Source organism: Streptomyces sp. NPDC015127, from assembly GCF_043080095.1.
Taxonomy (GTDB): domain Bacteria; phylum Actinomycetota; class Actinomycetes; order Streptomycetales; family Streptomycetaceae; genus Streptomyces.
Genome location: NZ_JBIBVE010000001.1, coordinates 727,795 through 750,261 on the forward strand (window position 1 = coordinate 727,795; position 22,467 = coordinate 750,261).

At 70.9% G+C, this 22,467-nt stretch carries 23 protein-coding genes; 14 read left to right on the plus strand and 9 right to left on the minus strand.

All coding sequences use genetic code 11. The features are described from left to right. Positions 1-20: 20 nt before the first annotated feature. Positions 21-1,235: a YihY/virulence factor BrkB family protein gene (locus ACF08N_RS03110; protein ID WP_392322796.1), complete on the minus strand. Its 1,215-nt coding sequence runs from the start codon at positions 1,233-1,235 to the stop codon at positions 21-23. Positions 1,236-1,252: 17 nt separating this feature from the next. Here ACF08N_RS03110 and ACF08N_RS03115 point away from each other — a divergent pair, with 17 nt between their 5' ends. The 14 genes from ACF08N_RS03115 (at position 1,253) to ACF08N_RS03180 (ending at position 14,695) form a co-directional block, all read left to right on the plus strand. Next, a complete protein-coding gene (locus tag ACF08N_RS03115; protein ID WP_392322797.1) occupies positions 1,253-2,899 on the plus strand; it encodes an acyl-CoA dehydrogenase family protein in 1,647 nt (548 codons plus the stop codon). A gap of 261 nt (positions 2,900-3,160) precedes the next feature. Further along, complete coding sequence (locus ACF08N_RS03120; protein ID WP_392322798.1) at positions 3,161-4,456, plus strand: GAF domain-containing protein; 1,296 nt, start codon at positions 3,161-3,163, stop codon at positions 4,454-4,456. Between the two features lie 129 nt (positions 4,457-4,585). After that, positions 4,586-5,155 (plus strand): GNAT family N-acetyltransferase, encoded by a 570-nt coding sequence (locus ACF08N_RS03125; protein ID WP_392322799.1) that lies wholly within the window; start codon positions 4,586-4,588, stop codon positions 5,153-5,155. A gap of 110 nt (positions 5,156-5,265) precedes the next feature. Next, positions 5,266-5,349, plus strand: a complete 84-nt coding sequence (locus ACF08N_RS03130; RefSeq protein ID WP_310650533.1) for a putative leader peptide — start codon at positions 5,266-5,268, stop codon at positions 5,347-5,349. A 116-nt stretch (positions 5,350-5,465) separates the two neighbouring features. Then, a complete protein-coding gene (locus ACF08N_RS03135) occupies positions 5,466-7,163 on the plus strand; it encodes a nitrite/sulfite reductase (RefSeq protein WP_392322800.1) in 1,698 nt (565 codons plus the stop codon). Further along, the gene (locus tag ACF08N_RS03140) at positions 7,160-7,348 is read left to right on the plus strand and encodes a hypothetical protein (RefSeq protein ID WP_392322801.1); all 189 of its coding nucleotides are present in this window, start codon (positions 7,160-7,162) and stop codon (positions 7,346-7,348) included. The genes ACF08N_RS03135 and ACF08N_RS03140 overlap by 4 nt, the downstream gene beginning before the upstream one ends. Continuing rightward, positions 7,345-8,055, plus strand: coding sequence for a phosphoadenylyl-sulfate reductase (locus ACF08N_RS03145; protein WP_392322802.1), 711 nt, complete (start codon positions 7,345-7,347; stop codon positions 8,053-8,055). Before ACF08N_RS03140 ends, ACF08N_RS03145 begins: the two co-directional genes overlap by 4 nt. After that, positions 8,037-8,621 carry an adenylyl-sulfate kinase gene (gene cysC, locus ACF08N_RS03150; RefSeq protein WP_392322803.1) on the plus strand — a complete coding sequence of 195 codons (585 nt, stop codon included), beginning with the start codon at positions 8,037-8,039 and terminating at the stop codon, positions 8,619-8,621. Before ACF08N_RS03145 ends, cysC begins: the two co-directional genes overlap by 19 nt. Then, positions 8,618-9,553 (plus strand): sulfate adenylyltransferase subunit CysD, encoded by a 936-nt coding sequence (gene cysD / locus ACF08N_RS03155; RefSeq protein WP_392322804.1) that lies wholly within the window; start codon positions 8,618-8,620, stop codon positions 9,551-9,553. Before cysC ends, cysD begins: the two co-directional genes overlap by 4 nt. A gap of 2 nt (positions 9,554-9,555) precedes the next feature. Next, positions 9,556-10,899, plus strand: a complete 1,344-nt coding sequence (locus ACF08N_RS03160) for a sulfate adenylyltransferase subunit 1 (RefSeq protein WP_392322805.1) — start codon at positions 9,556-9,558, stop codon at positions 10,897-10,899. Positions 10,900-11,119: 220 nt separating this feature from the next. Then, positions 11,120-12,229, plus strand: coding sequence for an aliphatic sulfonate ABC transporter substrate-binding protein (locus ACF08N_RS03165; RefSeq protein WP_392322806.1), 1,110 nt, complete (start codon positions 11,120-11,122; stop codon positions 12,227-12,229). 34 nt (positions 12,230-12,263) lie between these two features. Further along, positions 12,264-13,052 (plus strand): ABC transporter ATP-binding protein, encoded by a 789-nt coding sequence (locus tag ACF08N_RS03170; RefSeq protein ID WP_392322807.1) that lies wholly within the window; start codon positions 12,264-12,266, stop codon positions 13,050-13,052. Next, positions 13,039-13,935: an ABC transporter permease gene (locus ACF08N_RS03175; protein ID WP_392322808.1), complete on the plus strand. Its 897-nt coding sequence runs from the start codon at positions 13,039-13,041 to the stop codon at positions 13,933-13,935. The genes ACF08N_RS03170 and ACF08N_RS03175 overlap by 14 nt, the downstream gene beginning before the upstream one ends. A gap of 7 nt (positions 13,936-13,942) precedes the next feature. Beyond that, positions 13,943-14,695, plus strand: coding sequence for a sirohydrochlorin chelatase (locus tag ACF08N_RS03180; protein WP_392322809.1), 753 nt, complete (start codon positions 13,943-13,945; stop codon positions 14,693-14,695). Positions 14,696-14,755: 60 nt separating this feature from the next. Here the strand turns inward: ACF08N_RS03180 and ACF08N_RS03185 are convergent, their stop codons facing one another. From ACF08N_RS03185 to ACF08N_RS03220, 8 genes are all read right to left on the minus strand, one after another. Beyond that, a complete protein-coding gene (locus tag ACF08N_RS03185; RefSeq protein WP_392322810.1) occupies positions 14,756-15,400 on the minus strand; it encodes a DsbA family protein in 645 nt (214 codons plus the stop codon). A gap of 87 nt (positions 15,401-15,487) precedes the next feature. Next, positions 15,488-15,886 carry a DUF4440 domain-containing protein gene (locus ACF08N_RS03190; protein ID WP_392322811.1) on the minus strand — a complete coding sequence of 133 codons (399 nt, stop codon included), beginning with the start codon at positions 15,884-15,886 and terminating at the stop codon, positions 15,488-15,490. Further along, entirely contained in the window at positions 15,879-16,427 is a 549-nt protein-coding gene (locus ACF08N_RS03195) for a DUF1697 domain-containing protein (RefSeq protein WP_392322812.1), read from the minus strand. The genes ACF08N_RS03190 and ACF08N_RS03195 overlap by 8 nt, the downstream gene beginning before the upstream one ends. A gap of 172 nt (positions 16,428-16,599) precedes the next feature. Beyond that, positions 16,600-17,799 carry a S8 family peptidase gene (locus tag ACF08N_RS03200; RefSeq protein ID WP_392322813.1) on the minus strand — a complete coding sequence of 400 codons (1,200 nt, stop codon included), beginning with the start codon at positions 17,797-17,799 and terminating at the stop codon, positions 16,600-16,602. A gap of 234 nt (positions 17,800-18,033) precedes the next feature. Beyond that, entirely contained in the window at positions 18,034-19,230 is a 1,197-nt protein-coding gene (gene mgt / locus ACF08N_RS03205) for a macrolide-inactivating glycosyltransferase (protein WP_392322814.1), read from the minus strand. Positions 19,231-19,310: 80 nt separating this feature from the next. Next, a complete protein-coding gene (locus ACF08N_RS03210; RefSeq protein WP_392322815.1) occupies positions 19,311-20,603 on the minus strand; it encodes an ABC transporter substrate-binding protein in 1,293 nt (430 codons plus the stop codon). Next, positions 20,603-21,445: a carbohydrate ABC transporter permease gene (locus ACF08N_RS03215; protein ID WP_392322816.1), complete on the minus strand. Its 843-nt coding sequence runs from the start codon at positions 21,443-21,445 to the stop codon at positions 20,603-20,605. The genes ACF08N_RS03210 and ACF08N_RS03215 overlap by 1 nt, the downstream gene beginning before the upstream one ends. Then, positions 21,442-22,347: a carbohydrate ABC transporter permease gene (locus ACF08N_RS03220; RefSeq protein WP_392322817.1), complete on the minus strand. Its 906-nt coding sequence runs from the start codon at positions 22,345-22,347 to the stop codon at positions 21,442-21,444. Before ACF08N_RS03220 ends, ACF08N_RS03215 begins: the two co-directional genes overlap by 4 nt. Positions 22,348-22,467: the final 120 nt, after the last annotated feature.

Sequence of the window (22,467 nt, forward strand, 5' to 3'; positions counted from 1 at the left end):
ATAGGACGCTGCCCGGGCCGTCACTCGCGGCCGTCGCCCCCCTTGCCGCGGGCGTGGTCCCGACCGTTGTCCCCGCCGCTGTCCCTGCCGTTGTCGCGAACCTGGTCCCTGCCGTTGTCCCGCCCGGTGTGCAGGCGCGACCTCACGTCGTCCGGCGGCAGGAACTTCGACCAGCGCTCGGGGAACTCGGACGGCATGTCGCCGCCGCCCTCGTCCTCGTCCTCGTCGTCCTCGTACACATGGGCCGCCCTCGCCCGCGCGAGCAGTTCGGCGGCGTGCGCGGCGCGGGCGCGCTCATTGGCCGCGCGGGCCGCGGCCGTCGCGACCGAGGGCCAGACGCGGTCGATGGCGGCGTTGACCGCCGCGCCGACGAGGACGGCGAAGGCGGAGATCCCTATCCACAACAGGAAGGCGATGGGGGCGGCCAGCGAGCCGTAGATCGTGGGGCCCTCGACGGTACTGGTCAGGTAGATGCGCAGCAGGAAGCTGCCGAGCACCCACATCCCGAGCGCCACGAGTGCGCCCGGCACGTCCTCCACCCAGGGCGACCGCACGGGCACGGACACGTGGTAGAGGGTGGTGAGGAAGGCGATGGAGAGCAGGATCACCACCGGCCAGTACAGGACCTCGACCACTTCCGTGCCCCACGGCATCAGCTCCACCACCCGGTCCGGGCCCACGACGGCGAGCGGCAGCACCACCGCGCCGATCAGCAGGGCGATGATGTAGAGCAGGAACGCCAGCAGCCTGGTCGCGACGATGCCGCGCTGCCCGTCCAGCCCGTACATGACGGTGATGGTGTCGATGAAGACGTTGACCGCGCGGGAGCCGGACCAGAGCGCGATCGCGAAACCGATGGAGATGAGGTCCGGCCTGCCGCCCTTGGTGACGTCCTCCAGCAGCGGCTTGGCGATGTCGTTGACCCCGCGGTCGGAGAGCACGGTGCCGACGGCGGTGAGGATGTTCTCCTCGATGGAGGCGACGGTGGTGGTGTCGGTCCAGTCGTCGATGTAGCCGAGCAGGCCGAGGAGGCCGAGCATCAGCGGCGGCACCGACAGCAGCGTGAAGAACGCCGCCTCGGCGGCCAGGCCCAGGATGCGGTACTCGATGCAGGAATTGACGGTGTCCTTGAGCAGCAGCCATGTCATCTTCCGCTTGGAGACGTTGCGGTAGAGGACTCGGGCTCGGTGGAGCCGCCCATGGGGCCGCTCGGGTGTTTCATTTGCTGCCTGCACCTCCTTACCGTATCGGCATGGCAGACAGCACCCACACAGTGACCAACCAGGCTCCGCCCCTGGTGGGGTACGACGTCTACAGCGCCGACCGCGCTCTGGCGGAAGCGGTCGAACGGCACGTCGCCCCAGAGCTCCGGGACGAGGTCCGCGAGGAGCTGTCCGCCCTCGGGCAGACGGCCGGCTCGGCGCAGGCCCAGGAATGGGGGACGCAGGCCAACGAGAACCCACCGAAACTGCGCACCCACGACCGGTACGGGAACCGGATCGACGAGGTCGACTTCCATCCGGCCTGGCACCGGCTGCTGGGCCACGGCGTCTCGGCCGGCCTGGTGAACGCCTGGGGCCGCCCGGCCGGGCATGTGCGCCGTGCCGCCGGATTCCTGGTGTGGACCCAGGCCGAGGCCGGCCACGGCTGCCCCCTGTCGATGACCCACGCCTCGGTGCCCGCCCTGCGCACGGATCCGGCGCTCGCCGCGGTGTGGGAGCCGCGGCTGACGTCGACGGTGTACGAGGAGGGGCTGCGTCCGGCTGCCGAGAAGGCCGGTTCGCTGTTCGGGATGGGCATGACCGAGAAGCAGGGCGGCAGCGACGTGCGCGCGAACACCACACGCGCCGAGCCGCTGGCCGCCGACGGCGAGTACGTGCTGACCGGTCACAAGTGGTTCTGCTCCGCGCCGATGAGCGACGGCTTCCTGGTGCTGGCGCAGGCCGCGGGGGGACTGACCTGCTTCCTGGTGCCGCGGGTCCTTCAGGACGGGACGCGCAACGTCTTCCGGATCCAGCGGCTCAAGGACAAGCTCGGCAACCGTTCCAACGCGTCCAGCGAGGTCGAGTTCGACGGCACCTGGGCCAGGCGGGTCGGCGACGAGGGCCGCGGGGTCCCCACCATCATCGAGATGGTGGCCGCGACCCGGCTCGACTGCGTCCTCGGCTCCGCCGCGCTCATGCGGCAGGCCGTGGCGCAGGCCGTGCACCACGCGACGTACCGCAGCGCCTTCGGCGGGCTGCTCGTCGACAAGCCGCTGATGCGCAATGTGCTGGCCGACCTGGCGCTGGAGTCGGAGGCGGCGACGACGCTCGGACTGCGGCTGGCCGCGGCAGAGGACTCCGTCCAGAGCACTGGCTCCGAGGAGGAGCGGGCGTTCCTGCGTATCGCGGTGCCCACAGCCAAGTACTGGGTGACGAAGCGGTGCACGCCGCTGGTGGCCGAGGCCCTGGAGTGCCTGGGCGGCAACGGCTACGTGGAGGAGTCGGGCATGCCCCGGCTGCTGCGCGAGTCACCGCTCAACTCGATCTGGGAGGGCTCGGGCAACGTCCAGGCGCTGGACGTGCTGCGCGCGCTCCAGAGGGAGCCGCAGGCGCTGAACGCCTTCCTCCAGGAGGTCGGCACGGCACGGGGCGCGGACCACCGGCTGGACGCGGCGATCAAGGACCTGCTCACCGAGCTCGCGGATCTGGACGGCGTCGAGGCGCGGGCGCGGCGGCTGGTCGAGCGCATGGCGCTGGTGCTGCAGGGATCGCTGCTGGTGCGGTGGGCGCCGCCGGAGGTCGCCGACGCGTTCTGCGCCTCGCGGCTGGGCGGTGACTGGGGGGCGGCGTTCGGGACGCTGCCGCACTCGCTGGACCTGGCGTCGGTGGTGGAGCGGGCGCGGGCCGTGGTGTGACGTCGAACGGGCGCGGACCGTGGTGCGACGGTCCGCGCCCGTGACGTGTGTGGGTGGTGCTGCGCCGACACGGCACCACCCGCACCGGCGGACCGGTGTTCCGTCACCTTCGTACATGCGCACGCCCGTTCGCGACGGTTGCAAAGGGTTGCATCCTTGTGTGGCATATGGCGGCGCGCTGTGCCCGAGGCGGGGGAGGATGGCCGGGCACGCCCCAGGCCACCCCCCGCTCCGGACGCTGGCGTCATCGAGGAGGACCCAGTGCAGAACACATCGCTCGACCTCGCGAGGCTCGCGGCCATGGACACCGCTGAGGCCCTCCGGCTGCTGAAGGGCGTACGGGACGCGGCGCTCGCCGGCCGCCGGCCGCAGGTGGGCCCGCGCACGGACATCGACGAGTCCTGGCAGCGGATGCTGCGCGGCGGGGTGGACCCCGACAAGGACCGCAGGGCCGGGGTGCTGCCGCTGGAGGAGATCGAACGCCGCCGGCTGACGTCACCCCTGCTGGAGGTCCTGCCGGTGCTCCGGGACGGACTGGTGTCCATCGCGGACGCGGCGCAGCACATCATGGTGGTCTCGGACGCGGAAGGCCGGCTGCTGTGGCGCGAGGGCAGCACGGCCGTACTGCGCAAGGGGGACGGGCACGGCTTCGTCCTGGGCGCTGACTGGTCCGAGGGCGTGGTCGGCACGAACGGCGTCGGCACCGCCCTCGTGACCCGTCGTCCGGTCCAGGTGCACTCGGCCGAGCACTTCGTCTCCACCCACCACACCTGGACCTGCGCGGGCGTCCCGGTCACCGATCCGCGCGACGGGAAGCTGATCGGCGTCGTCGACATCAGCGGACCGCTGTCCACGATGCATCCGGCCACGCTCGCCCTCGTCACCTCGGTGACCAGGCTCGCCGAGGCCGAGCTGCGCAACCGCCACCACGAGACGCTGGACCGGCTGCGCAGCGCGGCGGCGCCGCTGCTGGGGCGGATCGGCGGCCGGGCCCTGGCGGTGGACGCCAACGGCTGGCCGGCCGCGGTGACGGGCATGGCTCCGCCGGGCAGGCTGGCGCTGCCCAAGTCGGTGCGCGCGGGGCGGCTGTGGCTGCCGTCGCTGGGAATGTGTGCGGTGGAGCCGCTGCCCGGCGGCTGGCTGGTGCGGGTGGAGGACGGTGCCGGGCCCGTGGTGCCGGGCCGGGTGGTGCTGGACCTGAGCAGGCCGCGGCGGCCGTCGGTGCGGGTGTCGGGCGGCTTCGGCAGCTGGGCGTACGAGCTCAGTCCGCGCCATGCCGAGCTGCTGTACCTGCTGGCGCTGCACCGGGACGGGCGCAGCGCGGCACAGCTGGCGGAGGACCTCTTCGAGGACCGGACGCGGACGGTGACGGTGCGGGCGGAGATGTCGCGGCTGCGGCGCCATCTCGCGCAGGTGCTGGCGCACCGGCCCTACCGGTTCGCCGAGGAGCTGGAGGTGGAGGTGGTGATGCCGGAGCGACCGGGCGACCTGCTGCCGCACTCGACGGCCCCCGCGGTACGCCGGGCCCGCTCGGCCCGCCCGGCCGACGACGCATGACCGGCCGACGACGCGTGACCGCAGACGGCCCACCCGGCCGATGCCACGCGCCGGTCGCCGGCCCACCCGGCCCCGCGACGGGCCGGCCGGCGCTTGGACGGATCTCGTCTCCGTGATTGTCTGGCGCGCATGAGCATCACTGTGACCACCTGGTCCCTGGAGCAGACCTCGCCCGACGATCAGCGGCCCGCGTCGGCGCCCGACGGGGACATACGGATCGTGCGGGCCGAGGTCCCCTCCCCCGAGTTCAGCCGCTTCCTCTACACGGCCGTCGGCGGGGACATCCGCTGGACGGACCGGCTGGGCATGACCTACGCCGCCTGGCAGGACTGGCTGGACCGCCCGGGCGTCGAGACGTGGGTGGCGTACGACCGCGGGACCCCGGCCGGCTACGTCGAGCTGGAGGCGCAGGACGACGGTGCCGTGGAGATCGTCTACTTCGGGCTGATCCCGGCCTTCCGCGGCCGGCGGATCGGTGGGCACCTGCTGTCGTACGGCGTCGCCCGGGCCTGGGACCTCGCCGAACGCTGGCCGGGCCTGCCGCGGACCAAGCGGGTGTGGCTGCACACCTGCTCCAAGGACGGCCCGCACGCGATGGACAACTATCTGCGCCGCGGCTTCACGGTCTTCGACACCAAGGTCGAGGAGGAGGCGGACGACGTGGCGGCCCCCGGCCCCTGGCCCGGCGCCGGCGTCTGAACGCACGCTCCACGGTGACCCACGACACACCGTCTCGCGATGCGGGACAGCGTTGTCCACATTTTGGATGTCGGTGGACTGAGTCCAAACTCCCATGCCACGCTTCCGTCATGTCTAGCACTGGAATTGCCTTGGTGAGTCGGCGGCACGTCGACCTCGGCCGCATGTCCAGCGCCATCTGTCCGGCCTGCTGACAGCCCAGCACAGCCGCGCTTTCCCCCTTCTTCACCCCGCCCTGCGCACCGTCGCGCCCTCGTCGCGAGTGTGCAGCTCAGAGCCGCCCTCCTGCAGTCTCGAAGGACATACCGCCATGGCCGCCACCCCCGAAAAGCCCGCCCCCGCGACGCCCCGACGCAAGACCGGACGCCACCGCGGCGAGGGCCAGTGGGCCATGGGGCACCACACGCCGCTCAACGGCAACGAGCAGACCAAGAAGGACGACGACGGTCTCAATGTGCGGACACGCATTGAGACGATCTACGCCCACCGCGGTTTCGACTCCATCGACGGCGCCGACCTGCGCGGCCGTATGCGCTGGTGGGGCCTGTACACCCAGCGCAAGCCCGGGATCGACGGCGGCAAGACGGCGATCCTGGAGCCGGAGGAGCTGGACGACGAGTTCTTCATGCTGCGGGTGCGCATCGACGGTGGCCGGCTGACCACCGAGCAGCTGCGCGTCATCGGCGAGATCTCGCAGGAGTTCGCGCGCGGCACCGCCGACCTCACCGACCGGCAGAACGTCCAGTACCACTGGATCCGCATCGAGGACGTCCCGGAGATCTGGCGCCGGCTGGAGGCCGTCGGCCTGTCGACGACCGAGGCGTGCGGCGACACCCCGCGCACGATCCTCGGCTCTCCGGTGGCCGGTATCGCCGAGGACGAGATCGTCGACGGCAGCCCGGCGATCGACGAGATCCACCGCCGGTTCGTCGGCAACAAGGACTTCTCCAACCTGCCGCGCAAGTTCAAGACCGCGATCTCCGGCTCCCCGCTCCTGGACGTGGCGCACGAGATCAACGACGTCGCCTTCGTCGGGGTGAACCACCCCGAGCACGGCCCCGGCTTCGACCTGTGGGTGGGCGGCGGCCTGTCCACCAACCCCAAGCTGGGTGTTCGCCTGGGTGCCTGGGTCCCGCTGGAGGAGGTCCCGGACGCCTGGGAAGGCGTCATCTCGATCTTCCGCGACTACGGCTACCGCCGCCTGCGCAACCGCGCCCGCCTGAAGTTCCTCGTCGCCGACTGGGGCGCCGAGAAGTTCCGTCAGGTGCTGGAGGACGAGTACCTGCAGCGCAAGCTGGTCGACGGCCCCGCTCCCGAGCAGCCCGTCGAGCACTGGCGCGACCACGTCGGCGTCCACCGCCAGCAGGACGGCCGCTTCTACGTCGGCTTCGCGCCGCGCGTGGGACGCGTCGACGGCGCCACCCTCACCAAGATCGCCGAGCTGGCGGCCGCGCACGGCTCCGGGCGGCTGCGCACCACCGTCGAGCAGAAGATGATCGTGCTCGACGTCGCCGAGGACCAGGTCGACTCCCTCGTCTCCGGACTGGAGGCGCTGGACCTCCAGGTCAAGCCGTCGCCGTTCCGGCGGGGCACGATGGCCTGCACCGGCATCGAGTTCTGCAAGCTCGCCATCGTCGAGACGAAGGGCCGCGGCTCCACGCTGATCGACGAGCTGGAGCGCCGGCTGCCCGAGTTCGACCAGCCCCTCACCATCAACATCAACGGCTGCCCCAATGCCTGTGCGCGTATCCAGGTCGCGGACATCGGTCTCAAGGGCCAGCTGGTCCTGGACGACGAGGGCAACCAGGTCGAGGGCTACCAGGTCCACCTGGGCGGCGCGCTGGGCCTGGAGCCCGCCTTCGGCCGCAAGGTCCGCGGTCTGAAGGTCACCTCCGACGAGCTGCCCGACTACGTGGAGCGGGTCCTCAAGCGCTTCGAGGCGGAGCGCGAGGAGGGCGAGCGCTTCGCGACCTGGGCGGCGCGTGCCTCCGAGGAGGCCCTGTCATGAGCGAGCGGGCCGCCCCCTTCTACTGCCCGTACTGCGGGGACGAGGACCTTCGGCCCAGTGAAGCAGTCGAAGGCAGCCACGGCGCCTGGGAATGCGCGGCGTGCAATCGAGCCTTCCAGCTGAAGTTCCTCGGGCTGCTGTCCCGTGGAGTTCAGCGCAACGACGGTGGAGGGGAAGCGATATGACGACGATTCCGACCGATCAGGACCTCAAGTCGCTGGCCGAGCGGGCGGGCCGCGAGCTGGAGGACGCCTCGGCACTCGAGATCCTGAAGTGGGCCGCCGACACCTTCGGCAAGCGCTTCTGCGTCACCTCCTCCATGGAGGACGCGGTCGTCGCGCATCTCGCGTCCCGGGTCTTCGCGGGCGGCAGCCCTGTCGACGTAGTTTTCCTCGACACCGGCTACCACTTCGAGGAGACCATCGGCACGCGTGACGCCGTGGACGCCGTCATGGACGTCAACGTCATCACGCTCACGCCGCGCCAGACCGTGGCCGAGCAGGACGCCGAGTACGGCCCCAAGCTGCACGACCGCGACCCCGACCTGTGCTGCGCCCTGCGCAAGGTCAAGCCCCTCGAAGAGGGCCTGACCCGCTACGCCGCGTGGGCGACCGGCCTGCGCCGCGACGAGTCCCCGACCCGGGCGAACACCCCGGTCGTCGGCTGGGACGAGAAGCGGCAGAAGGTCAAGATCTCGCCGATCGCCCGCTGGACGCAGGATGACGTGGACGCGTACGTCGCCGAGCACGGCGTGCTCACCAACCCGCTGCTCATGGATGGTTACGCCTCCGTCGGCTGCGCGCCCTGCACCCGCCGGGTGCTGGAGGGCGAGGACGCACGCGCCGGCCGCTGGGCAGGGCGGGGCAAGACGGAATGCGGGCTGCACGGCTGATGACGACCGAACAGATTTCTTGGGAGAACGACGTGACCGGAGCCACGATCTGGCTCACGGGTCTGCCGAGCGCCGGCAAGACCACCATCGCCCACGAGCTGGCGGGCCGGCTGCGCGCCGAGGGCAAGCGGGTCGAGTTGCTCGACGGCGACGAGATCCGTGAGTTCCTCTCGGCGGGCCTCGGCTTCAGCCGCGAGGACCGGCACATCAACGTGCAGCGGATCGGCTTCGTCGCCGAACTGCTGGCGTCGAACGGCGTGCTGGCGCTCGTCCCGGTCATCGCTCCGTACGCGGACAGCCGCGAGGCCGTGCGCAAGCGCCACCAGCAGGAGGGCACCGCCTACGTCGAGGTGCATGTCGCCACTCCGGTGGAGGTGTGCTCGGTGCGCGACGTGAAGGGGCTGTACGCCAAGCAGGCGGCCGGCGAGATCAGCGGGCTGACGGGGGTCGACGACCCGTACGAGGAGCCCGAGTCGCCCGATCTGCGGATCGAGTCCCAGAACCAGACCGTGCAGGAGTCCGCCGCGGCGGTCCACGCGCTGCTCACCGAAAGGGGTCTCCTGTGACAACCGTTGCCACCCGTCATGAGGGCACCGACAGCCCGTACGCGCTCTCCCACCTCGACGCGCTCGAGTCCGAGGCCGTGCACATCTTCCGCGAGGTGGCGGGCGAGTTCGAGCGGCCGGTGATCCTGTTCTCCGGCGGCAAGGACTCCATCGTCATGCTGCACCTGGCGCTCAAGGCGTTCGCGCCGGCACCGGTGCCGTTCACGCTGCTGCACGTGGACACGGGGCACAACTTCCCCGAGGTCATCGAGTACCGCGACCGTACGGTCGAGAAGCACGGGCTGCGGCTGCACGTCGCGTCCGTGCAGGAGTACATCGACGCCGGAAAGCTGCGCGAGCGCCCCGACGGCACCCGCAACCCGCTGCAGACCGTGCCGCTGACCGAGGCCATCCAGCAGCACCGCTTCGACGCGGTGTTCGGCGGCGGCCGCCGTGACGAGGAGAAGGCCCGCGCCAAGGAGCGGGTGTTCAGCCTCCGCGACGAGTTCTCGCAGTGGGACCCGCGCCGGCAGCGCCCCGAGCTGTGGCAGCTCTACAACGGCCGCCACGCACCCGGCGAGCACGTCCGCGTCTTCCCGCTCTCCAACTGGACCGAGCTGGACGTCTGGCAGTACATCCAGCGCGAGGGCATCGAGCTGCCGCAGATCTACTTCGCCCACGAGCGCGAGGTGTTCCGGCGCGCGGGCATGTGGCTGACCGCGGGCGAGTGGGGCGGCCCGAAGGAGTCGGAGACGACCGAGAAGCGGCTGATCCGCTACCGCACCGTCGGCGACATGTCCTGCACCGGTGCCGTCGACTCCGACGCCACCACGCTGGACGCCGTGATCGCCGAGATCGCCGCCTCCCGGCTCACCGAGCGGGGCGCGACCCGAGCCGACGACAAGCTGTCCGAGGCCGCGATGGAAGACCGCAAGCGCGAAGGGTACTTCTAGAGATGACCAGCACCACCGAGCAGCTGGCCGAGCAGCTTTCGGCCACCACCCTGCTGCGCTTCGCGACCGCCGGGTCCGTCGACGACGGCAAGTCCACGCTGGTGGGCCGGCTGCTGCACGACTCCAAGTCCGTCCTCGCCGACCAGCTGGAGGCCGTCGAGCACGCTTCCCGCAATCGCGGCCAGGAGGCTCCCGACCTGGCGCTGCTCACCGACGGGCTGCGGGCCGAGCGCGAGCAGGGCATCACGATCGACGTGGCGTACCGCTACTTCGCCACCCCGCGCAGGCGGTTCATCCTGGCCGACACCCCGGGCCACGTGCAGTACACCCGGAACATGGTGACCGGCGCGTCCACCGCCGAGCTCACGGTGATCCTGGTCGACGCCCGCAACGGAGTCGTCGAGCAGACCCGCCGGCACGCGGCGATCGCCGCGCTGCTGCGCGTTCCGCACGTGGTGCTCGCCGTCAACAAGATGGACCTCGTCGACTACGCGGAGTCCGTGTTCGCCGCGATCGCCGAGGAGTTCACGGCGTACGCGCTCGAACTCGGCGTCCCGGAGATCACCGCGATCCCGATCTCGGCTCTGGCCGGCGACAACGTGGTGGACCCGTCCGCGAACATGGACTGGTACGGCGGCCCGACCTTCCTGGAGCACCTGGAGACGGTCCCGGTCAGCCACGACCTGAGCCACTGCCACGCCCGGCTGCCCGTGCAGTACGTGATCCGGCCGCAGACCGCCGAGCACCCGGACTACCGGGGCTACGCGGGCCAGATCGCGGCCGGCACCTTCCGCGTCGGCGAGGAGGTCACCGTGCTGCCCTCGGGTCGCACGACGCGCATCTCCGGCATCGACCTGCTGGGCAAGCCGGTCGACGTGGCCTGGACGACCCAGTCGGTGACCCTCCTGCTGGAGGACGACGTCGACGTCTCGCGCGGCGACCTGATCGTGCCGAGCAAGGACGCCCCCGCGACCACCCAGGACGTCGAGGCGACCGTCTGCCACGTCGCCGACGAGCCGCTCACCGTGGGCCACCGCGTGCTGCTCAAGCACGGCACCCGCACGGTCAAGGCGATCGTCAAGGACATCCCGTCCCGGCTGACCCTCGACGACCTCTCGCTGCACCCGCACCCGGGCCGGCTGGTCGCGAACGACATCGGCCGCGTCAAGATCCGTACGGCGGAGGCGCTGCCGCTCGACTCGTACGCCGACTCCCGCCGCACCGGCGCGTTCATCCTGATCGACCCGGCCGACGGGACCACGCTCACCGCGGGCATGGTCGGCGAGTCGTTCGCGTCGCCGGAGCCGGTCAGGGACGAGGGCGACGACGACGGCTGGGACTTCTGACATGACCGACATCTTCCGGACCTTCGCCAAGGAGGGCGGCCGCGTCGGCAGCGGCGCCCTCGGCGCGGGCACGGGCGGGGTGGCGCGATGTGCGGGATGACTGAATTGCCGCCGGCCCGCCGCTCGCGCGCCGACACCGCCCACCACCGACGAAGACCGCCGACGACCCGGCCGCGTCCCACCTGACGCGCCGACCGGGCCGACGAGAGGACAGCCTCCCGTGCCAGCACCCCGCACCACCGTCCGCCGCCGCCTCGCCGCCGTTGCCGCCCTGCCGCTTCTGGCCCTGGCGCTCACCGCCTGCGGCTACGGCTCCCAGGCGAAGGACGACCAGGTCGCTCCCGCCGCCAAGGGCAAGAAGATCGACGGGCTCGACACCGTGAAGGTCGGGTACTTCCCGAACCTCACGCACGCGACCGCCCTGGTCGGCGACCGGGAAGGCATCATCCAGAAGGAGCTGGGCGGCACCAGGCTGGCCGCCTCCACCTTCAACGCCGGGCCCTCCGAGATCGAGGCGCTCAACGCCGGTTCGATCGACATCGGCTTCATCGGCCCCTCGCCGGCGGTCAACGGCTATGTGAAGTCCCAGGGCAAGAGCCTGCGGATCGTGGGGGGCTCGGCCTCCGGCGGCGTCAAGCTGGTCGTGAACCCGAAGAAGATCAAGACCCTGGCCGACGTCAAGGGCAAGAGGATCGCCACCCCGCAGCTCGGCAACACCCAGGACGTGGCGTTCCTCAACTGGATCGCCGAGCAGGGCTGGAAGGTCGACCCGCAGAGCGGCAAGGGCGACGTCTCGGTGGTCCGCACGGAGAACAAGGTCACGCCGAACGCCTATCTGTCCGGCTCCGTCGACGGCGCCTGGGTGCCGGAGCCGACCGCTTCCAAGCTGGTCAGCGACGGGGCGAAGGTGCTGCTCGACGAGTCGTCGCTGTGGCCCGGCAAGAAGTTCGTCATCACGAACGTGATCGTGTCGCAGAAGTTCCTCGCGGAGCACCCGGACGTCGTCGAGGCCGTCCTGCGCGGCACCGTGAAGACCAACGAGTGGATCAACGCCAACCCGGACGAGGCGAAGGCGTCCGCCAACGCCAAGCTCAAGGAGCTCACCGGCAAGGCGCTGCCGCCGGAGGTGATCGACCCGGCGTGGCCGTCGATCCGGTTCACCGACGACCCGCTCGCCGAGACCCTCGACGCGCAGGCGGGCCACGCGGTGAAGGCCGGTCTGCTGGAGCAGCCCGACCTCGCCGGCATCTACGACCTCGGGCCGCTGAACAAGGTCCTGGAGGCCGAGGGCAGGCCCGCCGTCGCCGACGCCGGACTCGGCGTCAAGTAACACGTCCGCTGCTCATACCCAGGAGGTGACGACCATGGCCACTGCCATCGCCAAGGCCGACGACCGCGTGCGCACCGAGTACGCGGCCCGGATCGGGCATGTCTCCAAGTCCTTCGCCGGCCCCGCCGGCACCCAGCTCGTCCTGGACGACATCACGCTCGATGTCGCTCCCGGTGAGTTCGTCACCCTCCTGGGGGCCTCGGGCTGCGGCAAGTCGACGCTGCTCAACCTGGTCGCGGGGCTCGACCGGCCGACGGCGGGGTCCATCGAGACGCCCGGCGGCCGGCCCGCCCTGATGTTCCAGGAGCACGCGCTGTTCCCGTGGCTGAGCGCGGGCAAGAACATCGAACTGGCGCTGCGGCTGCGCGGAGTGCCGAAGTCGCAGCGCCGCGCGGAGGCCGAGCGACTGCTGGAGCTGGTGCGGCTCGGCGGCGCGTACGGCAAGCGGGTGCACGAGCTGTCGGGCGGTATGCGGCAGCGGGTCGCGATGGCCCGCGCGCTGGCGCAGGACAGCGAGCTGCTGCTGATGGACGAGCCGTTCGCGGCGCTGGACGCCATCACGCGCGATGTGCTGCACGACGAGCTGACCCGCATCTGGCGGGAGACGAACGTCTCGGTCCTGTTCGTGACGCACAACGTCCGTGAGGCGGTGCGGCTCGCCCAGCGCGTGGTGCTGCTGTCGTCGCGGCCGGGACGTATCGCCCGCGAGTGGTCCGTGGACATCGATCAGCCGCGGCGCATCGAGGACACCGCGGTGGCGGAGCTGTCCGTCGAGATCACCGAAGAACTGCGTGGGGAGATCCGCCGACATGGCCAGCACTGAGACAACCGCGAAGGCCACGGCCAAGAACGACGACCTCGCGGGGCTGGAGGCCGGTCTCGACGCGCTGGACGCGGTCCAGGTCAGCCGTACCCCGGTGCGCGAGGTGCTGCTGAAGAAGGTGCTGCCGCCGCTGACCGCCGTCGCCCTGGTGCTGGTGGTGTGGCAGCTGCTGGTCTGGGCCGAGGTCACCGCGGAGTACAAGCTGCCCGCTCCGTCCGCGGTGTGGGACAGCCTGTCCGAGATGTGGCTTCAGGGCACGCTGTTCGACGTCGTCTGGACGAGCGTGTCCCGCGGTCTGCTGGGCTTCCTGCTCGCCCTCGCGATCGGTACGCCGCTGGGCCTGCTGGTCGCCCGGGTGAAGTTCGTCCGCGCCGCGATCGGGCCGATCCTCTCCGGCCTGCAGTCCCTGCCGTCGGTGGCCTGGGTGCCGCCCGCGGTGATCTGGCTCGGACTCAACGACTCGATGATGTTCGCCGTGATCCTGCTGGGCGCGGTCCCCTCGATCGCGAACGGCCTGGTGTCGGGCGTGGACCAGGTGCCGCCGCTGTTCCTGCGGGCCGGCCGCACGCTGGGCGCGACCGGACTGCGGGGCACCTGGCACATCGTGATGCCGGCGGCACTGCCCGGTTACGTGGCGGGCCTGAAGCAGGGCTGGGCGTTCTCCTGGCGGTCGCTGATGGCCGCGGAGATCATCGCGTCCTCCCCCGACCTGGGTCTCGGCCTCGGCCAGTTGCTGGAGAACGGCCGCAACAACGCCGACATGGCCGGGGTGTTCTTCGCCATCCTCCTGATCCTGATCGTCGGTATCGCGATCGACCTGCTGCTCTTCAGTCCGCTGGAGCGGTGGGTCCTGCGCAGCCGCGGTCTCCTCGCCAGGAGCTGAGTCCACGATGCACCGGCCCGTCCTCCTCGTGATCGCCCACGGCAGCCGCGACCCGCGCCATGCCGCGACGGTGCACGCCCTCGTCCGGCGTGTGCGGTCGCTGCGCCCGGGGCTGCGCGTCGAGGTCGGCTTCCTGGACTTCAACCTCCCGTCGGTGACGGGCGTGCTGGAGCGTCTGGCCGCCGAGGACGTCCGCGAGGTGGTGGCGCTGCCGCTGCTGCTGACGCGCGCCTTCCACGCGAAGGCCGACATCCCCGCCGTCCTGCGCGAGGCGCCCGCGTCGCTGCGCATACGGCAGGCCGAGGTGCTCGGCCCGTCGCCGCTGCTGCTGTCCGCCGTCCACCGGCGGCTGTACGAGGCGGGGCTCGACCCCGCCGACAAGAGCTCGACCGGCCTGGTGCTGGCGTCGGCGGGCTCCACGGACCCGGAGGCGATCGCAGTGATCGCCGAAACAGCGCGGGAGCTGCGGCACACCGGTTGGTGCGCCGTGCGACCTGCGTTCGCCTCCGCTGCAACTGCCGGCGGCTGCCCGCGCACCGAGGACGCGGTGCGCGAGCTCCGTGCCCTCGGAGTGCGCCGGGTGGCGGTCGCGCCGTACGTGATCGCCCCCGGGCGCCTCCCGGACCGCATCGTCGAGGGTGCGCGGGACGCCGATGTGCTGGCCGATGTGCTGGGCCCCGGGCCGGAGCTGGCCCGCCTGCTGCTGACCCGCTACGACGAGGCGCGTATCCGGGACAGGGCGCTGGCGTTCACGGCGTAGCTCTCCCTCCCGCGCGGCGCCCGGTGGCCGGGTCCTGCACACACGCGAGAGCGGTGCGGGTCAGTCGAAGACCAGGCTGCCGGTGCGGGCGCGCTTCAGTTCGAAGAGGTGGGGGTGGCCCGCGAGCACCCGGAAGCTGTCGAAGAGGGCGACGGCCTCCTCGCCCCGCGGGATCGCGTTGAGGACCGGGCCGAACCAGACCGTGCCGTCGACATGCAGGGTGGGTGTGCCCACGTACCCGTCGGCGGCGGGGTCCTTGCCGGTGTCGTGGCCGGTGCGTACGTCGTCGTCGTAGGTCGGGTCGTGCGCCGCCTCGGCCAGTTGGGCGGGCAGGCCGAGCTCGGCCAGCGACTCGGCGACGACCGCGTCGAAGTCGTCGTTCTTCTCCCGGTGGATACGGGTGCCGAGAGCGGTGTACAGGTCGCGCAGCACGCCGTCGCCGTGCTGCCGGGCGGCGGCCGCGAGGACGCGCGCCGGGCCGACGGAGCGGTCCACGAGATCGCGGTACCAGTCGGGCAGTTCGTTGCCGATGTTGTGCAGGTGCAGGCTCATCAGGCGGAAGCGGAGGTCGAGTGCGCGCTCGCGCTCGACCTCGAGGATCCAGCGGGAGGTGATCCAGGCGAAGGGGCAGACCGGGTCGAAGTAGAAGTCCACGACGGTCTTGTCGGAGCTGCTCGGGCGGTCGGTGTGCGGCGCGGTGTCCATGTCCTCGACCCTAGCGAGGGATTGGCACTCCCTCTCGGGCCATTCGACGCCCGTTCTGGTGGGCCATTGCGGGCACGCGGCCGCGGCTCACGGGGCCGTGAGGGGCGAGGGGGCACCGGTGTCCGCGAAGCGGGTGCCCTGGTGGAAGTAGAGGAGCCAGCCACCGCCGGTCAGCCGCCAGATCGAGCTGCGGTGGGCGCGATGACCGCCCGACTCGGTGTCGAACGTCAGATGCACGACATCGGGCGCGAGCTGCACGCCCTGCATCCGGGACGTGGTGATCGGCCGGGGCGTGGGCGCGTCGTGTACCCGCAGCGCGGACAGGATCGACTCGCGGTTCCAGAGCCGGCCCGAGGTGCCGAACTCCTCGTAGGCGGGGTGGAGGAGCTGCGCGAGCAGTTCGGGGCTGGACCTGACGGCCGGGTCGAGCAGCCGGAACTCCGCCTCCATCGCGGCGTTCACGGCATCGGTCGCGGGTTCAGTCACGGGTCATCTCCACGAGTTTGACGACGGTGTTCCAGTTGCGGCTGGTCGCGACGACGCCCTTGAACAGGCTCGGTCTGGCCAGCACCTCGGCGAGCTTGGAGCGGCCGAGGCCGTCGGGCGTGTACAGGTACAACGCCCGGTCCCCGAGCCGGAACTCCTCCGGCAGCAGGGCCGCGGCGTCGACGGACGCCAGCCGCTCCGGGGCGATCCGTTCGGAGAGGAAGGTCACGTGCAGCTGCTTGCCCTGGAGCGTGTCGGCGGGGAAGGGGCAGGCGTCGGCGACGTCCCGCAGGTAGGCGCCGCCGCGCACCAGGGTGTCGACCCGGAAGCCGAAGGTCTGCTCGAGGGCTTCCTCGATCGCGGCGGCGAGCGTCCGCTCGCCGCCGGCCGGGCCGCTGAAGACCGCGTTGCCGCTCTGCAGGTAGGTGGCGATGTCGCTGTACCCCAAGTCGGCCAGTACGGCCCGGAGTCCGGCCATGGGGACCTTCTTCTTGCCGCCCACGTTGATCCCGCGCAGCAGGGCGGCGTACCTCGTCGTCATGGCCACACGATAAGGCGGCCCCCGCGCCCCGTGGGGGAGGGCACGGAAGCCGCCGGCCCTGCGGCGCACGCACCGCAGGGGTGCCCTCCGGCCGCCGCGGAGCGGCGGGACCGGACGACACCCCTGGGGGCCCTTCCTCCGGATCACCTGCGTCCGGAGGAAGGGCCCTCGGTCACTCGACTACCTTCAGCAGCTTGTTGGGCGTGCCCTCGGACGGGTTGGTGATCTTGTCGGGCGTGGCACCGTCGGTGAGCGCCTTGGCGACGTCCGCCGGGGTGGCGTCCTGGTGTCCGGCGAGGTAGACCGCGGCGGCACCGACGACGTGGGGGGTCGCCATGGAGGTGCCGGAGATGGTCTTGGTGCCCTCGTCGCTGTCGTTCCAGGCGGACGTGATGTCCGAGCCGGGCGCGTAGATGTCCACGATCTCGCCGAAGTTGGAGAAGTCCGACTGGGCGTCGTCCTTCGTGGACGAGGCGACCGTGATGGCCTCCTGGACGCGGGCCGGGGAGCCCTGGCCCGCGTCGCTGGACTCGTTGCCCGCGGCGACACCGAAGGTGACACCGGCGGCGATCGCCTTGCGGACGGCCTCGTCGAGGGCCTCGTCGGCGCCGCCGCCGAGGCTCATGTTGGCGACGGAGGGGCCCTGGTGGTTCTGGGTGACCCAGTCGATGCCCGCGACGACCTGCTCCGTGGTGCCGGAGCCGTTGTCGTCGAGCACCCGCACCGCGACGATCTTCGCCTTCTTGGCGACACCGTGGGCGGCGCCGGCTATGGTCCCGGCGACGTGCGTGCCGTGTCCGTTGCCGTCGTCGGCGGTCTCGTCGTTGTCGACGGCGTCGAAGCCGTGCGTGGCGCGGCCCTCGAAGTCCTTGTGCGAGATGCGGACTCCGGTGTCGATCACGTACGCGGTGACGCCTTCGCCGGCGGTGTCCGGGTAGGTGTACTTGCTGTCACCGGCGGTGTCGGCCTGGTCGATGCGGTCCAGGCCCCAGGACGGCGGGTTCTGCTGGTCGGCGTTGATCGTGAACTTCTTGTTCTGCACGACCTTCGCGACGGCCGGGTCGGCGGCGAGGCGCTTGGCCTCGGTCTCCGAAAGGCCGCTCGCGGAGAAGCCGTTGATGGCGGAGCTGTAGTTGCGCTTCAGCGTGCCGCCGTACTCCTGGGCCAGCTCCTTCTTGTCGGCCTTCTGGTCGAGCATCACGATGTAGCTGCCGGCGACGGCGCCTTCGGCGTTCGCGCCGTAGATCTTGCCCTCGGCGGGCGCCGCGGCGCCGGCGAAGGACGTGTTGAGAAGCGTTACACCCGCTGCAGCTGCAACGGCGGTAATGGCCGCCGTGAGCTTGATCCGGTTCGAGCGCTTGTGAGTTGCCATGAAGAGGGGTCTCCTCGTCATCATTTTGTGGGGGGATCGCCCTCTCGGCCGGAAATTCTCCGGAGGGCTGATTCGAAACCCTGACTGATTGACGCGCCCAGATCAAGACCTTCATACACCTGTGACTTACTCAACAAGGTTTCGCAATAAGAAATCGGCCAGGGCCTCCCAAGTCGGACGCCGGGCCTCAACTGCCCATGGACGCAAGGGTGGTGAGGGACAGGAAGGCTCGCCTCAACCCACCAGCTCCGCCTCGATCAGGTCCACCGCCCGGCTCGTCCCGCCCTCCTGGGCCATCTCGCCCTGGATCCGGGCCAGTCGGGCCGCCACCTCGTTGTCCGAGACCAGCGACAGCACCGCCTCGCGCAGGTCCTGAGCCGTCGCGTCCTGCGTCGCCAGGCGGCGTGCCACGCCCAACCCCACCAGCATGTCCGCGTTGCCGAACTGGTCCACCGCCTGCGGGACCGCGACCATCGGCGTCCCGGTGGCCAGGCCCTCCTGGCTGCCGCCCGCACCCGCGTGGGTGACGAAGACGTCCGCCTGCCGCAGCACCGACAACTGCGGCACCCAGCTGTGCACCTCCACGTTCTCGGGCAGCTGGCCGAGCTCCGCGACGTCGACGTACCTGCCGATCTGCAGCACCAGATGCCACCCGGGCAGGTTCCCGAACGCCTCCACGCACGCGCGATAGAAGGCCGGCTGCTTGGTGAACGTCGACCCCAGCGACACCAGCACCACCTTCTCCGCGCCCGCCGGCCGCCGCCACTCCCCCTGGTCGCGCCGGTCCCCCTGGCAGGCGCCGACGAAGGAGTACACGGACTCGTCGACCCGGTCGGCGTTCGGCTGGAGTGCGCGCGGGATCAGGACGATGCTGCGGCGCGGCCGGCCGACGAACCGGTCCGGGTGCGTCGTGATCCCGTTCTCCGCGAGCCACGCCTCGAAGCGCGCGTAGTACGCCTTGCCGCGCTCCGACGCCCGCAGTTCGGCGGCCATCGGCTCGGCGACCTCCTCCTCGTATCCCTCCCAGGCGACCAGGTTGGGCGAGAGGGAGACGGCGGGGACGCCCCACCGGTGGGCGAGCACGATCGCCGGGTACGCGGTGATGTCGTGGAGGACGAGGTCGGGCTCGTCGCCGGCGAACGCCTTCGCGAGCTGTGGCAGCACCTGGATGGCGTCATTCAGGAACGGCTCGATGTTGTCGATGAGTTCGGTGCCCCAGGCTTCGGGCTCGTCCTCCGTCGGCAGCGTCGACGTGTAGACGACGGGCTCGGCACCGGTGGCCGCGACTTTGTCCGCGAAGGAGGCGGGGATCGCGTAACTGACGCGGTGTCCCCGGGCCACGAGCTCCCGGATCACTTCGAGACTCGGGTTCACGTGCCCGGGGGCCGCGATGGAGAACATGGCGATATGGGCACGGGTCGGCGTTGTCATGCGCTCACACTAAGCGAGACGATACGTCTCGTGCAACCACGTTCCATCTCGGGCGGGCGCGGACTGCGCGGGCGCCGCGGTCAGCGCTGATACCGAGCCAGCACCAGATTGCCGTCCTCGACCAGCCGTTTGCGCAGCTCGCCGGCGTCGATCGCGCCGCTGTAGAACTCCTGGTACGCCGGGGTCGCCACCTTGTCCTTCCACTCCGGGTACCCGCGCACCGACTGGGCCGGAGCCGACCGGAGATGCCGGGCGAGCTCGGCGCCCGTCGCCCAGCCGTCCTTGTCCGTGTGCAGGGCCGGGTCGGCGAGCGCCTCGGTCCCTGTCGGCAGCATCCAGTCGCCCTTGGCCAGCCGCACCATGTTCTCCGGCTGGAGCATGAAGTCGATGAACCGCGCCGCCTCCTTCTTGTACGGGCTGTCCTCGGCGACCGACAGGGTCTGCGGGCTCACTCCCTGCGCCGGTCCCCCGGGCCCGGCGGGCGCGGGCAGCACCGTCCATTCGAATCCCTCGGGCGCCTGCTGGACGATCTGCTGCCGGTACGAGAAGCCCAGCGGGACCATGGCGTACTTGCCGCCGAAGAATCCCGGCAGCGTGTCCGAACCGCCCGTGCCCAGCGTGCTGCGCGAGGCGCTCCGGTCGACGTTGACCTGGTCGTGAATGGTGCCGGGGACCACCGCGTCCCCCTCGGTGAACCCGATGGTGACCTTGCCGTCGTCCCCCCGGTGGAACAGTTCCCCGCCCGCCGACAGACCGAGGTTCAGCGTCACGGACACCGGCTCCTTGAGCGGCCAGGCGATGCCGTACTTCCCCTCCCCCATGTACGCTGTCAGGTCCTTGGTGACCTGCCGGAACTCCTCCCAGCTCCACGGCCGTTCGGCCGTGGGGACGCGGACCCCGGAGGCGTGCAGCACCTTCTTGTTGGCGATCAGGACGCGCGGCTCCTGGAGGAACGGCACGCCGTAGACGCCGTCGCCGAAGGTGGTCGTCCGCCAGCTCTGCTCCGGAATGTCGGCCTTGAGGCGCTCGGGCAGCAGGTCGGTCAGATCGGCGAGGTAGCCCCCGTACGCGAAGTCCGCGAGATCGTCGGAGGCGTCGTGGATGATGTCCGGTGCCTCGCCCCCCTCGAACGAGGTGAGCAGCTGGTCGTGCACGCTGTCCCAGCTGCCCTGGACGTACTCGACCTGGATGTCGGGGTGGGTGTCGTTCCACTCCTTCACCAGTTCCTTGTTGGCGTCGACGGACTCCTTCTGCCAGGCCAGGGACTGGTACCGGAGCCTGATCGTCCCGTCGGCGCGGTCGTCGTTCCCGCCGCAGCCGGTGAGCAGCAGGGCCAGCGCGGCCACGGCCGCGGGCAACAGTCGTATGCGCATCAGTTCTTCACCGCCCCGGCCAGCATGCCGCCTGTGATCCGCTTCTGGATGATCGCGAAGATGACGAGCGAGGGAAGCGTCGCGAGGAACGCGGCCGCCGCGAGCGGCCCGAGGTCGGCGACTCCCTCCGCGCCGAGGAAGTGGGTGAGGACGACCGGCAGGGTCTGCTTCTCGGGGGTCTTGAGCAGGACGAGCGCGAAGAAGAACTCGTTCCACGCGGTGATGAACGCGAACAGTGCGGTGGCGACGATCCCCGGCGCGAGCAGCGGCGCGGTGACCGAGACCAGCGTCCGCAGCCGGCCGGCGCCGTCCACGGCGGCGGCCTCCTCCAACTCCCGTGGCACGGCCCGCACATAGCCGACGAGCATCCACAGCGCGAACGGCAGTGACCAGACGACATAGACCATGACCAGCCCGAACAGGGTGTTGATCAGATGCAGGTTCTTCAGGATGAGGAAGAGCGGGATGATCACCAGGACGAAGGGGAACGCCTGGCTGACCACGACCCACCCGGTGGCCGCGGCGGTCAGCCTGCTGCGGTTGCGCGCCATCACGTACGCCATGGGTGTCGCGATGACGACGGCTGTCAGCGCGGCGGCGAGGGCCGCGAGCAGGCTGTTGCCCGCCGCCTGGAGCAGCGGCTGTTCCTCGAAGGCCTGCCGGAAGTTGTCGAGGGTCGGCTGCTCGGGGATCCAAGTGGGGTGCAGGGAGCCCAGTTCCCGCGCCGGTTTGAACGCGGTGGAGACCAGCCACAGGAACGGGAAGGCGAGGAAGACCAGATAGCAGACCAGCGCGGCGTACTGCCCGGCGCGGCCGGCCCTGCCGGTGCGCAGCGCACTCATTTCTCGTCGCCTCCCTTGAGCCGTCCCACGAGGTAGAAGGCGAGCATCACCGAGATCACGGCGACCATGACGCAGCCCATGGCGGCCGCGTAGCCGAACTGGCCGTAGCGGAACGCCTCTTCGTACGCGAAAAGCATGGGCAGCCGGGTCCGGCCGCCGGGTCCGCCGTTGGTCAGCACGTACACCAGGGCGAAGGCGTTGAAGTTCCAGATGAAATTGAGCGCGGTGATGGCGAGCGCGACGGGTCTGAGCGCGGGCCACGTGACGGTGCGGAACCGGCGCCAGGCACCCGCGCCGTCCAGGGCGGCCGCCTCGTGGAGCTCGTGCGGGGTGTTCTGGAGCCCGGCGAGCAGGGCCACCGTGGTCTGCGGCATACCGGCCCACACCCCGACGAGGACCACGGCCGGCAGGGCGGTGGCGAGGCCGGTCAGCCAGTCACGGCCGTCGCCGAGGCCGAGGTCTCGGATGGTCTCGTTGAGGATGCCGGCGTCCGGGTTGTAGACCAGCCGCCACATGATGCCGACGACGACCTCGGGCATGGCCCAGGGAACGATCGCCAGCGCGCGGGCGAGCCAGCGCAGCCGCAGCCGCTGGTCGAGCAGCAGGGCGAGGCCGAGTGCGAGGAGGAACTGCGGGACGGTCACGCCGACCGCCCACAGCAGGCCGATGCGGAACGACTCCCAGAACAGGGTGTCGTGCAGCAGGTCCCGGAAGTTGAGTGTGCCGATCCACTGCGTGGGCTCGGTGCGGCCTGCCTGTGCGTCGGTGAGTGCGAGCGCGATGCCGTAGAGGAGCGGGCCGACGCTCAGCACGAGGATGGGAATCAGGGCGGGCAGGACGAGGAACCAGGCACCGAAGGCCGGTCTCCTCCCTAACCTCGCCGTTGTGGTCGCCGATGTCACGTATTCGACTCCTTCGGGCGGCCCGGCCCTGACCGGGTCCTGATCCGCCGCCCCGGCGGCCCCGTCATCGTGCTGAGGGGTCGTCGGTTCGTCAAGGCAACCTGCACGGATGCGAGACTT

Bases quoted from the DNA above. Each gene is read 5' to 3' on its own strand.
- ACF08N_RS03125 (WP_392322799.1), top strand. From the start codon at position 4,586: ATGAGCATCACTGTGACCACCTGGTCCCTGGAGCAGACCTCGCCCGAC.
- mgt (WP_392322814.1), bottom strand. From the start codon at position 19,230: ATGACAACGCCGACCCGTGCCCATATCGCCATGTTCTCCATCGCGGCC.
- ACF08N_RS03130 (WP_310650533.1), top strand. From the start codon at position 5,266: ATGTCTAGCACTGGAATTGCCTTGGTGAGTCGGCGGCACGTCGACCTC.
- ACF08N_RS03160 (WP_392322805.1), top strand. From the start codon at position 9,556: ATGACCAGCACCACCGAGCAGCTGGCCGAGCAGCTTTCGGCCACCACC.
- ACF08N_RS03145 (WP_392322802.1), top strand. From the start codon at position 7,345: ATGACGACGATTCCGACCGATCAGGACCTCAAGTCGCTGGCCGAGCGG.
- ACF08N_RS03180 (WP_392322809.1), top strand. From the start codon at position 13,943: ATGCACCGGCCCGTCCTCCTCGTGATCGCCCACGGCAGCCGCGACCCG.
- ACF08N_RS03200 (WP_392322813.1), bottom strand. From the start codon at position 17,799: ATGGCAACTCACAAGCGCTCGAACCGGATCAAGCTCACGGCGGCCATT.
- ACF08N_RS03115 (WP_392322797.1), top strand. From the start codon at position 1,253: ATGGCAGACAGCACCCACACAGTGACCAACCAGGCTCCGCCCCTGGTG.
- ACF08N_RS03195 (WP_392322812.1), bottom strand. From the start codon at position 16,427: ATGACGACGAGGTACGCCGCCCTGCTGCGCGGGATCAACGTGGGCGGC.
- ACF08N_RS03215 (WP_392322816.1), bottom strand. From the start codon at position 21,445: ATGAGTGCGCTGCGCACCGGCAGGGCCGGCCGCGCCGGGCAGTACGCC.
- ACF08N_RS03135 (WP_392322800.1), top strand. From the start codon at position 5,466: ATGGCCGCCACCCCCGAAAAGCCCGCCCCCGCGACGCCCCGACGCAAG.
- ACF08N_RS03140 (WP_392322801.1), top strand. From the start codon at position 7,160: ATGAGCGAGCGGGCCGCCCCCTTCTACTGCCCGTACTGCGGGGACGAG.
- ACF08N_RS03175 (WP_392322808.1), top strand. From the start codon at position 13,039: ATGGCCAGCACTGAGACAACCGCGAAGGCCACGGCCAAGAACGACGAC.
- cysC (WP_392322803.1), top strand. From the start codon at position 8,037: ATGCGGGCTGCACGGCTGATGACGACCGAACAGATTTCTTGGGAGAAC.
- ACF08N_RS03210 (WP_392322815.1), bottom strand. From the start codon at position 20,603: ATGCGCATACGACTGTTGCCCGCGGCCGTGGCCGCGCTGGCCCTGCTG.
- ACF08N_RS03185 (WP_392322810.1), bottom strand. From the start codon at position 15,400: ATGGACACCGCGCCGCACACCGACCGCCCGAGCAGCTCCGACAAGACC.
- ACF08N_RS03170 (WP_392322807.1), top strand. From the start codon at position 12,264: ATGGCCACTGCCATCGCCAAGGCCGACGACCGCGTGCGCACCGAGTAC.